General features: G+C 67.2%; 11 protein-coding genes. 7 read left to right on the top strand and 4 right to left on the bottom strand.

The features are described 5' to 3' along the window. The first annotated feature begins 419 nt into the window (after nt 1-419). A complete protein-coding gene (locus VKH46_12575) occupies nt 420-1,595 on the top strand; it encodes an S-layer homology domain-containing protein (GenBank protein HKB71673.1) in 1,176 nt (391 codons plus the stop codon). 162 nt (nt 1,596-1,757) lie between these two features. Then, on the top strand, nt 1,758-2,447 hold the full coding sequence (locus VKH46_12570; protein ID HKB71672.1) for a DUF6064 family protein: 690 nt from the start codon (nt 1,758-1,760) through the stop codon (nt 2,445-2,447). 13 nt (nt 2,448-2,460) lie between these two features. On the opposite strand, the gene VKH46_12565 is transcribed toward VKH46_12570, so the two are convergent. After that, complete coding sequence (locus VKH46_12565) at nt 2,461-3,267, bottom strand: hypothetical protein (protein ID HKB71671.1); 807 nt, start codon at nt 3,265-3,267, stop codon at nt 2,461-2,463. Between the two features lie 85 nt (nt 3,268-3,352). After that, complete coding sequence (locus VKH46_12560) at nt 3,353-4,516, bottom strand: DUF5666 domain-containing protein (GenBank protein HKB71670.1); 1,164 nt, start codon at nt 4,514-4,516, stop codon at nt 3,353-3,355. A 457-nt stretch (nt 4,517-4,973) separates the two neighbouring features. Between VKH46_12560 and VKH46_12555 the strand changes: the two genes are divergently transcribed. Next, nucleotides 4,974-5,411: a hypothetical protein gene (locus VKH46_12555; GenBank protein ID HKB71669.1), complete on the top strand. Its 438-nt coding sequence runs from the start codon at nt 4,974-4,976 to the stop codon at nt 5,409-5,411. 493 nt (nt 5,412-5,904) lie between these two features. Here the strand turns inward: VKH46_12555 and VKH46_12550 are convergent, their stop codons facing one another. Further along, on the bottom strand, nt 5,905-6,396 hold the full coding sequence (locus VKH46_12550; protein ID HKB71668.1) for a hypothetical protein: 492 nt from the start codon (nt 6,394-6,396) through the stop codon (nt 5,905-5,907). A 140-nt stretch (nt 6,397-6,536) separates the two neighbouring features. On the opposite strand from VKH46_12550, the gene VKH46_12545 reads away from it, so the two are divergent. Continuing rightward, the gene (locus VKH46_12545; GenBank protein ID HKB71667.1) at nt 6,537-7,061 is read left to right on the top strand and encodes a peroxiredoxin; all 525 of its coding nucleotides are present in this window, start codon (nt 6,537-6,539) and stop codon (nt 7,059-7,061) included. A gap of 136 nt (nt 7,062-7,197) precedes the next feature. Continuing rightward, nucleotides 7,198-8,166 carry an alpha/beta hydrolase gene (locus VKH46_12540; GenBank protein ID HKB71666.1) on the top strand — a complete coding sequence of 323 codons (969 nt, stop codon included), beginning with the start codon at nt 7,198-7,200 and terminating at the stop codon, nt 8,164-8,166. 201 nt (nt 8,167-8,367) lie between these two features. On the opposite strand, the gene VKH46_12535 is transcribed toward VKH46_12540, so the two are convergent. Continuing rightward, a complete protein-coding gene (locus tag VKH46_12535; GenBank protein ID HKB71665.1) occupies nt 8,368-9,399 on the bottom strand; it encodes a zinc-binding dehydrogenase in 1,032 nt (343 codons plus the stop codon). 203 nt (nt 9,400-9,602) lie between these two features. Here VKH46_12535 and VKH46_12530 point away from each other — a divergent pair, with 203 nt between their 5' ends. Both VKH46_12530 and VKH46_12525 read left to right on the top strand, forming a co-directional pair. Continuing rightward, nucleotides 9,603-9,884, top strand: a complete 282-nt coding sequence (locus VKH46_12530) for a hypothetical protein (protein ID HKB71664.1) — start codon at nt 9,603-9,605, stop codon at nt 9,882-9,884. Nucleotides 9,885-10,429: 545 nt separating this feature from the next. Continuing rightward, a complete protein-coding gene (locus VKH46_12525; GenBank protein ID HKB71663.1) occupies nt 10,430-10,699 on the top strand; it encodes a hypothetical protein in 270 nt (89 codons plus the stop codon). The last annotated feature ends 285 nt before the right edge of the window (nt 10,700-10,984 follow it).

Genomic DNA, 10,984 nt, shown 5'->3' with positions numbered 1-10,984 from the left:
TCCCCGACGTCATCACGGAAGACAGCCGGACCTGACGGTTCGGCTCTTCCGGCGAAAAGAACCTCTCGGGAACGCTCCCGTCAGCGAACGAGTCGAAGGCGAAGGCGTCGCTTCGAAACGCCGCGGTCACATCGCCGCTCCCCCCCGGCGTGCTCATGAATGATCCCGGCTCGCGGCGCTCGGAAAGACCCGCTCGGCCCGCCCGGCGAACGTGGACTCGATGTTTCTTCACCCATCCGACCGGGCCGCCGGGTGTCCGGCTTCCAGATGACCATTCCCGTTCTCGTAACCGGCGCCGGGCATGACGCAGGCGCCGCCCGCGTCGATCGTTCCAGCGAAACGACTTGCGCGTTCGACGCGCCGGCGCGGCGGGCTGGCCTTCCCATTGCGATTCACCGATCCCGAAAGTGAGGTACCCAATGAACACCGGACTCATGCATCGATTCTCTTCCTGGGGGGCGATCGCGCTCGCCGCCGCGCTCGCGATGGGCACGGCGTCGCGTGGGTTTGCTCAGATGTCCGCGAGCATTCCCTTCACCGACCTGGCCGACTGCGGCGGCTTCGTCGATCCCATCGCGGAGGCCTATTTGACCGGCCTCACCAACGGGACGTCGGCCACGACATTCAGCCCCACCGGCCTGGTCAACCGCGAACAGATGGCGGCCTTCGTCACGCGCACGCTCGACAGCTCCGTGAGCCGGACGATCGTCCGCGCGTCTCTGGGCCAGTGGGCCGTGCCGAAGTCGATCCTGCAGATGGCGACGACGTCGCTCGGCGGCGTGCTGATGAATACCGTTTCCGACGGGCCCGACGTGTGGGTCGCCGACAGCTCGGGCGGCCGGGTGCTCAAGATCCAGGGAAGCACCGGGCGTTTGCTGGAGACGTGGACCGGCGCCACCGGCGCGTTCTCGATGGTTTCCGCGATGGGAAAGATCTTCGTCATCTCCAACAGCGGCGCCCTCTATCAGATCGATCCTCAGAATGCCCCCGGCGCCGTGACCGTCATCTCGACGACCGCGCCGTTGCTCGCGGGGCCGACGAGCATCCTGTTCGACGGAAGCCAGCTCTGGGTGATCGGCTATAGCGGAGTATCCCTCGTCCATCCGCGCTCGGGTCCATGGTCGGTGACCACGTACACCGACGGCTTCAGCGCCCTCACCGGCGCGATCTTCGACGGGAATCACGTCTGGGTCACGGATTTCAACGCGGGCACTCTCCTCGAGCTCAACGAGTATGCCAATGTGATCCGCACGGTGGCCGTCGGCAAGAATCCGATGTATCCCGTGTTCAACGGCACGAACATCTTCGTCCCGTGCTTTTCCGACGACTCGGTCGCGGTGGTGCACGTCTCCTCCGGAGCGCTGATGACGACGATCACCGGCAACGGCCTCAGCGGCCCGGAATCCGCCGCCTTCGACGGCGACAAGATCCTCGTCACGAACTTCAGCGGCGACAGCGTCTCGGTGTGGAAGTCGACGACTCTGGCTCCGCTCGGAGCGATCGACATGGGGACCGACTCCTTCCCGACGTTCGTCTCCAGCAACGGCGTCAATTTCTTCATCACCCTCCAAAGCGGCACACTTGCCCGCTTCTGAATCCGCCGGCATTCCTCCTCGACCTCCGCGGGTCACGGGGCGCTCCGAAAGGGGCGCCCTTCCTGTTGGTTCCGACGAGCCCGGCTGCGGTATTCTCGAAGCATCTTGAAGCCCGGATCTGCGCGCCGCTCGCGTCCCGGCTCCCGCCGCGCCGGCTGACCCATGAAACTCCCCTTCACGCGCGCGCAGTTCCTCGACGTCTTCGGCGCGTACAACGGCGCCGTGGGACCGGCCGCGCTCGCGCTCTGGCTCGCCGCGGCTCTTCTCGCGTGGGGAATGCTCGCGCGCCGCCCGGCAGGAGGCCGTGTCATGGCGGCGTACCTCTCGGTCCTCTGGTTCTGGAACGCCGTCGTCTATCACGGCATCTTCTTCCGCAGGGTCAATCCGGCCGCGATCGGCTTCGCCCTCCTCTTCGCCGTCGAAGGCGTGCTGCTCGCCGGCCTCGCCGTGTTCGGCCGGGGAATTCGTCCCGCCGCACACGGGCCGCGCCCCGTGGGGGAGCGTCCCACCGCCGGCGGAAGCTGGCGCGCCGCCGCGGGAGCGGTGTTCCTGATCGCCGCGCTCGCGTACCCTCTCGCCGTTCTCGCCGCCGGCGAGCGCTGGCCGCGCCTGCCGACGTTCGGCGTTCCCTGTCCGACGGTCCTCTTCACCGTCGGCGTCTTCCTGCGGCGCGACTTTCCGATCCGGGAGATCGTCTCGGCGGTGCCGCTCGTCTGGTGCGTCTTCGGTGGCTCGGCGGCCGTCCTCCTCGGGATGGCGCCCGATTACTCGCTGTGGGCCGCCGGCGCGGCGATCATCGCCGACCTCGCCGGAAAGCGGCGCCGGAGACGCGCGGAGCGCCGGCTCCGCTGAGGCGTCTCGCGGATCAGCGGGAATCGGCCGACGAAGCCTCCGGCCAGGCGGGAGCCGAGAGCCGGATCACCCACATCGGCCCGCCGAACCACGCGGGACTCTCGGACCGCAGGAACGTGGGCGCGTCGCCGCCGAGGATCCAGATGTGAGTGTCGGGCGGCTGCTTCCCGAGGAGCTTCGCCAGGACGCCCTTGATCCCGGAGAGCTCCACGTGCACGACCCAGCGTTGCGCCTTCCGCCGGGACGATCCGACCGAAATCGTGTCTCCGCCGTCGCGCGAGAGCGCGAGCGTGACGATCGAAGGTTTCGGCGTCGCCGCAAGATACGGCGCCGAGGTCTTCCCCGCCCCTGCCGGGAGGTTCTTCAGGAGCGTGGGGACGAGGCCGTTGGCGAGGTCCGCGGGCAGCTCCATGCGCCGGTCGATCGTCTCTTCCCTGCCGTCCTTTCCGGTCGTCCTCACGGTCACGTGCCCGGCCGGCCGGTCGATCGTGATCTCGATCGGGTGCGGGAAGCTCGGACCTTTCTGGATCATGTGATCGGTCAGGAGCTCGAAGCGATCGCGCTGGAGGAACACGGTCGTTTCGTCCTGGAGCGATCCGTCCCGAAAGCGGAAGACGAGACGGCTCGTAACCCGGTCTCCCCGCGCGAACTGGATCGAGTCGCCGTCGGCGAGAATCTTCCCCGCCGGCGTCGCAAGCGTCAGGAACCCGTGCACGACCCCTTCCGGGAAGCGGACGGGGACGGCGGCGGCGTGTGCGACGGACGAGGCCAGTACCGCGACGATGAAACCCGGTGCCGCGAGAACGCGTCGAATGCTCATTCGCCTCCGATCTCTGCGAAAGTGACGCCAAAAAAGGAGCCCGGCCCTCTCGAGCCGGGCGTTCGAAGCCGATCGGGAAGGATCCTCAGTCGCCGGATTCGATCTTGACCGTCTCCGCCAGGATGCTCCCGTCGCCCTGAAGGATTCCCTTCACTTCGACCTGCATCCCGGCCGCGAGATCGGCGAACGTCTTCGCGTCGCCGTCCTGCTGGATCACGGTGTTCGAGTCGGTGTCGATCGTCACGTTGCCCGAGCCCGTCGTCAAGACGAACGTCTGGGTGCCGCTGTCGGTGGAAAGAATCGTCCCGCTGACCTCGGTCTCCTCGATCTCCGGCGCCTCGAAGCCCACCTTCGAAGCGAGGATGCGGCCGTCTCCCTGGAGCGCCCCCGAGACCTCGACGGCGTCGCCGGCCGCGATGTCGCCGCAGGAAGCCGGCGAGCCCTTGCTCGAGAAGGCGGTGCTTCCGTCGAAGGAGACGGTCACGTCGCCGGAATCGGTCGAGACGACCATCGTGTCGGCCCCGCAGTCGATCGACGAAACCGTTCCCGAGATCTCCGACTCCTGAGCGTCGCCGCCGCCGCCGTCTTCCGATTCGATCGAGACCTTCGCTGCGAGGATCGACCCGTCTCCCTGGAGCGTGCCCGAGACCTCGACCGTGTCGCCCACCTGGACGTCGGAGCACGCCGCGGCGTTGTCCTGCTTCTGGAAAGCGGTCGACGAATCGAAGGAAACCGTCACGTCGCCGGAATCGGTCGAGACGATCATCGTGTCGGCCTCGCAGTCGACCGATGAGACCGTTCCCGTGATCTCCGCTTCCTGAGCTTCCGGGGCCTCGATCGAGACCTTCGCGGCGAGGATCGACGCGTCCCCCTGGAGCGTGCCCGAGACCTCGACCGTGTCGCCCACCTGGATGTCGGAGCACGTGGCGGCGCTGCCGTGCATCTTGAACGTCGTGAACGCGTCGAACGCGACCGCCGCGTCGCCGGAACCCGTCGCCACGGTCATCGTGTTCGAGCCGCAGTCGATCGCGCTCACCGTGCCCTGGATCTCCGTCTCGCCGGGGTTGTCCGAGCCGGACGCCCCGCCATGGTCGTCGTGACCGGCGATCCGCGTGAGCGCCGACGACGAATGATCGCCGTCGGAGGGGACCGAGATCCGCGATCGCCCGCGATCGGCATTCGCGCGGGGCGCCGCGATAGCGGACAGGAACGCCAGACTGAGGGCAACGACGAAAAATCGGAATCGCATGAGATCCTCCTCGATTGCGCTTCGAAGGTCTCTGAGATCCCGCCGGCGAATTCCGAATCCGGGATCTCAGGTGCCCTCGGGGCGCCGTTGCGCGAAACGGTAGCAGCGCGCTTTCGCGCGCGGAGGCTCCTGAAGAGAGCCTTAATACGGAGCAGCCTGGTGCGTTCGGATCTTTCGGCGGCCTGCTCGGGTCCGATACGTTTCCACGAGCCAGGCGAAACATTGTCCAACGCGCGGGCCGAGAGATCGGCCCTATCCGGGAGGAAACATGAACTCCTCGCGACGGCCCGGGCTCCGGATGTCTTCGATATGGCTCCTCGCAATTCCCGTCCTGGCGTGCACGACGACGACCCGCCTTCGAACCTTTCGCGACCCTTCTCTGCGATCCGTCCACATGGCGCGCGTCGCGGTCCTGCCCCTTCGAGGGACGAGATTGCCACCGGACGTCGAAGGGGATTTGAACCGCGCGGCGACCCGAAGGCTGGCCGCAACCAATCCGAATCTCGAGATCATCGGGCCGGCGCAATCGCAGCGACTTCTGGAGGATGCGGGTCTGGCCGGATCGTATTCACGTTTTGCGCGGAGCTCCCCGACACCCGGCGACATCGATATGGTCGGCCTGAAGCGGATCTCCGATGCGTTGAAAACCGACGCCATTCTTCAGGGCGACGTCTGGCAGATCGATCGCCCGAATGACGGATTCTTCCACCACACCGTCGTCGCTGAGTTGACGCTCCGGTATTCGCTGATCGGTCTGGGGAACGGCGAGCTCCTCTGGGAAAACTCTGCCACGGTTCGGAAGGAGCGGATGAAGTCCGAGGACGCCCCGCGGATCGAGGACGCCATACCCCGGGCCCAGTCGCTCGTGCTGAAGGATTTTCCGACGCTGCGCTAGACGCGGGGGCCCTCGGCGGCGTCCCGCGGAGCTTCAGCGAGTTTCGGGTGCCACTAACAAAGCGGCCCGGCCGGCGGACCGGCCGGGCCCACAATTCGAGTCACCGCAAGGTCAGCACCCCGGGTCGATCGTGACGCTGGTCGTCGGACCGTTCGTGGTGCAGCCGTCGCCGCTCGTCACCGTGACCTGAAGGTCCACGGATCCCGGGCCGGTCGGCGTGAACTGGATGCTCCTCGTTCCCTGGCCGGAAGTGATCGTTCCGTTGTCGTTGGCGATGCTCCACGAGTACGTCGCGCCCTTGCCCGCGGTCGAAACCGATGCCGTGTTCCGAGTCGAGCTCGCGATGCCACTTTGGGGTCAACGCCTTGTTATACATTAAGCGAGCGAGCGGTCCGGCGCCACGACAGGGAGAGGAGCAGCTGCGGATCTTCGCCCGGTCGTACCGAGCCGCCGGGACGGCCTCGGGGCCGTTTCCCGCTTGCCGCGCGAGGACCTACTGCGCGGGAAGCTCCCGATACTTCGCCGCGATCACCTGCATCGTGCCGTTCTGTTCCTCCGCGGTCACGCGAAGAAGGAGCGGGACGCTCGCGGTTCCGGAGAGATCGAGAACGGCCGGCAGCTCGAGGTGCGTCGACCACTTTGTCTGCCCCACGGAATCGACAATCGCCGTCGCCGACTTCGACCCGGAGGCGACGGTGCGGTAGGTCCCCGTCTTGTCGTCGCCCTTCAGCACCTCGTAGCTCAGGAGCTTCAATCCTTCCGAGCTGTCGGCCGCGACCTTGACGGAGATCCGCGGAGAGACGCCGCTCCTCTCCTGCCTCACCTCGATGACGGAGTCCGGCGACTTGAGGTAGACGTCGGCCGGCCCCTTCTCGATGTGTCCATGGGAGACCGTCGTGTGCTTCACCATCAAGATGAAGCAGCCGGACAGCGAGAGCAGCAGAGTTGCCGCGAGAATCGGGCGACCGGACCTCGGCAGTTTCATCGGGTCTCCTTTCGAGCGCCCCGACCGGGCCTCTCGATCATCGGCGGAGGAAGGCGGCGGCTCCAGATGCATGCGAATCAACCGCGACGGAATGATGAAAGCCGAGCAAACCTCTCGATCCGGCCCCTATAATCCGGGCCATGAGATACCGACGCATCGCCGCAATCGCCGGAGTTTCCGCGGTCGCTCTCGCGATCTCGCTCGCCCGCGCCGCGGCTCCCGAGCCGCTGAAGGTCGGGGACGCTGCCCCCGACGCGCAGTCCGTCGATCAGGACGGCCGGCCCGTTTCGCTTTCGAAGCTCTACGGCGCCGGGTGGACCCTCGTCTACTTCTACCCGAAGGCGGACACGCCCGGCTGCACCGCCGAGGCGTGCAGCCTCCGCGACGCGTTCGAGGATCTGACGAAAAAGGGCGTGACGGTCATCGGCGTCTCGGCCGACACGCCGAAGGAGCAGAAAGCGTTCCAGGAGAAGTATCACCTCCCGTTCACGCTGATCGCCGATTCCGGCAAGAACGTGATCCGCGCGTTCGGCGTCCCGACGACGATGGGCTTCGCCAGCCGCCAGTCGTTCCTCATCAAGGGCGGCAGGATCGTCTGGCGCGACCTGCACGCCTCGACCAAGCAGCAGGCGGCCGACATCCTGAAGGCGGTTTCGGCCGGCTGATCTCTCGCCTGCCGGCCGCTACCGGCGATCGGCGCGGCAGAGCCTGCACTGGATATTGCGGAGAGCCCGGGTCCGCGGGCCGCGAGTGGTTCGTTCGGCTCAGGTTTCAACATCGCATTACGGGAACAATCTCTCCGTGAAGAGAATCTTCGGAACATTCGCGGTCGCGCTTGCCTCGCTCTTCGGCCTCTCGGTCTTCTTCTACCGCCGCGAGATCGTCAAACAGAGGAAGCGCGTCCGGGAAGGCGGCGCCGTCGCGCAGACGCGCTGCGGCCCGATCGAATACGCCTCCGTCGGAGCGGGGCCGGTCCTCCTCGCCGTCCACGGCGCCGGCGGGGGCTGGGATCAGGGACTGGACCTCGCCGGCCCGCTCGCGGCGAAGGGGTTTCGCGTCGTCGCCGTCTCCCGCTTCGGCTATCTCGGCACGCCGCTCCCGCCCGACGCGTCCGCAGAGGCCCAGGCGGACGCGCACGCCTGCCTCCTCGACGCGCTCGGCGTCCAGCGCGCCGCGGTCCTCGGCGCATCCGCGGGCGCGCCTTCGGCGCTCCAGTTCGCGATCCGGCATCCCGATCGCTGCTCGGCGCTCGTGCTCATGGTCCCCGCGGCGTTCGCGCCGCGGCCCGGCGGCGGGCCCCCGGTCCGCACGCCCTCCGGCGTGCCGGCGGTATTCGACACGGCCCTGCGCTCCGACTACCTCTTCTGGATCTTCGAGCGCCTGCTTCGCCCCGCCGCGATCCGGACGCTCATGGGGACGCCGACCGCCGTGGTCGCGCGCGCAAGCCGCTCCGAGAGGGCGCGCGTCGACATGATGCTCCGCCACATCCTCCCCGTCAGCCCGCGCCGGCTCGGCCTCGTCAATGATGCGGCCATCGTGTCGGCGATTCGACGCTACGATCTCGATTCGATCTCGGCGCCGACGCTCGTCTTCGCCGCACCCGACTGCGGCTACGGCACCTGGGAGCCGGCGCGCTACACGGCCGAGCAGATCCGCGGCGCCCGGTTCGTCGGCTTCCCCTCCGGCGGACACCTCCTCGTCGGACACGAAGAAGAAGCTCAGTCCGAGATCGCGGATTTCTTGCGGCGGGGGGTGCTTCGAAATCCCTGACCTCGCCACGGCGGCTGTCCAGCGGCCGTCGTCCCCGCCGCGCAGGGCCCGTGGCAAACCACACGCCCGGCCTGCTCCCAAACCCGATCCCCATCGATTCTTCTTCGCCGCGCCCGTCGAAGAACCGTCCTCCAAAATCTCTGCCAATCGAGGAGAAACCCCATTCATCATGGGACCGTGCCCGAACCGTTCCGGGCCGGATCAGGAACGCACGACCACCAGCACCTTGCCGGTCGTGGCGCGGCCGGCGAGCGCGCGGTGCGCGTCCGGGAGGCGCTCGAAGGAAAATCGCGGCCCGAGGATCGGGGCGATCTCTCCCGCGCGCCACTTCCGGAAGATCTCTCGCGCGCTCTCCCGCAGGCGCGCGGTCCGGCCGGGCAGGAGCGAGAGGTTGAATCCGACGAGCGTCCGGCATTCCTGGATCGTCCGATAGGGAACGACGATTCCCATGGCCGCGAGCTCCAGGGCCGCGCGAAACCGCGCGACGCCTCCCGGCCGCGACGCCGCCGCAAAACCGTAGAGCACGTAGCGTCCGCCCCGGTCGAGACGCCGCCAGAGCCTCCGGAAGAGCCGCCCGCCGATCGCGTCGACGACGAGGTCGGCGCGCCCTTCGAATCCGGCATCGAGCAGCGCTTCGGCGGATCCGTAGAGCCCGACGGCTTCCGCGCCGAGCCGCCGGCAAAGATCGAGCTTGGCTTCCGATCCGACCAGGGCGAGCGTCCGCAGTCCCCGCCTGCCGGCGAGCTGGAGGAGAGCGCTCCCCACGCCCCCGGCCGCCGCGGTGACGACGAGCCGCTCGCCGGCGCGCCCGTCGCCGGCCGACAGCGCGTAGTCGGCGGTCAGAAAGGCGACGGGAAGCGCCGCGGCCTCGACGAGATCGGCGCCGTCCGGAATCGGGAACACGCGCTCGGCGGGACAGACGACCGACTCCGCGTGTCCGCCGAAGATCGGAACGGCCACGGCCCGCTGGCCGATCTCGAAACCGTCGACGCCGGCGCCGACCGCGTCGATGACGCCCGAGATCTCCATTCCCGGGACCATCGGCGCCGGCGGAGTATTCGGGTACGCGCCCGCGCGGACGAAGAGATCGGCGAAGTTCAGCCCGATCGCCGCCGTGCGGAGCCGCACCTCTCCGCGGCCGGGAGACGGGTCGTCGCGCCCGGAAAGCGTCAGCCTCTCCGGCCCTCCGAACTTCTCGACGATCCAGGCGCGCGAACGACCCCTTTCCGCCATCGGGCTCCTTTTCGAATCCCGGGCGAGTTTAGCCGGTCTTTCGACGCTACCCCGTCCGCTTCCGGGGAGAATTGTGGGTCAGTTCTGGCTTGCGTGCTTCTCGAGACAGCCGTCTCGAGTTTCAGGCGCCCCTCGTCGGTCTAGCGACGGCGGCGGCGCATGCGAGCAGGCGGCGTACAATACTCGCCAGAGGAGTCCCGAAAATGAATGTGAAACCGATGATCGACAAGGTGGTCGTCGTCCGAAAGGTCGCGGCGGCAAATCCCGCCCCCCACGATTCTTCCTTCGATCCCAAAGCTCATCCGCCGGAGTACGAGATGCACGTCTTCGTGAAGAGCTACGACGACCGCGCGCCGGACGCGATGCTCGATCACCTGCTTGACGGCGTGGGGATCGAGTCGGAAGAACTCGCGAAGTTCAAGCTCGCGATCAGAGCGTTGAGCTTCGGAGACTACGTGTCGATCGACGTGCCATACCGGGCCTGATCGCCGCGGACACCGTCGCCATCCTGCGCCGGCACCGGCCCCCCGCCGCGCCCGGTCGGCTTCCCTCTCGGCAGACGCAACGGCCTGAGGCTCGTGTGGTCCCAGGGGGATGCGGATGGGGACTTGCCGACATGGAGGTGAGGGATGAGCGGCGCGTCGGAGATGCCGAGAGCCTGGTTCAATTCAGTAATGCATGAAAGAAAGGACCGCCCCCACGCAGCCTCTGAAAGGAAGGACCGCTCCCCCAACCCACGCGAATTGAGATACAATTTTCGTATGAAATTCCGATCTCTTTCGGAGGCCAAACTCGAGCTGGGGATGCTCATCCGACTGGCTGAGCGGGGCGAAACCGTCGTCATCAGCCGGCACGGAAAGCCAGCCGTCCGACTGGCTCCCATCAGCGAAGACGATCTCCAGTTGACCGCTGCCGAATCCGTCAAGCTCAACTCCTGGCTGCGAAATGAGCGAGCCGCCGGCCGCACGCGAAAACATTCGAGCATGGAAGAGCTACTCCAGAGGACTCGCCCCCCCAAGAAATCCCGAGCTTGAAAGTCGAAACGACCGCACCTTTTCGGCGGGCACTGAAATCGCTGTCGGAGCCTGACTTCGGCCTCGTGTCGAAGGCCTTGCTCAAGCTCCCCGAAACTTTCGGCCACCCGCATGCCCATGTTGGGCTACGCAAGCTGCGCGGCGCATTCTACGAGCTCCGCGCGGGGCTCGCCTTGCGCATTCTGTTCCGGCGCGACGCTGACACCCTGACGCTTCTGGTTCTTGGCACCCACGACGAAATCAAGCGGTTCCTGGCGCAGCTCTAGCTAGCGCGTCGGGGGGAAACCACGGAACACATTCTGTCTCTATGGCCCTGCGTTGGGAACCCGGCTGTGCGCAATACATGAAATCAAGACCGTCCCCAGACGACTCCCTCTGACGACTATTCCCGCTTCGACGCCCGCCCCCTCGGCGCGCAGGGTCAGCTTCCGCCTCGGCATGCGAACCGGCCCGAGGCTCGTGTGGTCTCAGGACGGTACGGACGGGGACGCCCAACACGGGGTGAGGGATGAGCGGCACATTCGGGGTCCCGCGAACAACCTCGATTCATA

It is taken from the genome of Thermoanaerobaculia bacterium (assembly GCA_035260525.1).
Lineage (GTDB): Bacteria > Acidobacteriota > Thermoanaerobaculia > UBA5066 > DATFVB01 > DATFVB01.
The sequence above is the reverse complement of the archived record's forward strand: the minus strand, read 5'-3'. Positions and strand labels throughout refer to the sequence as shown.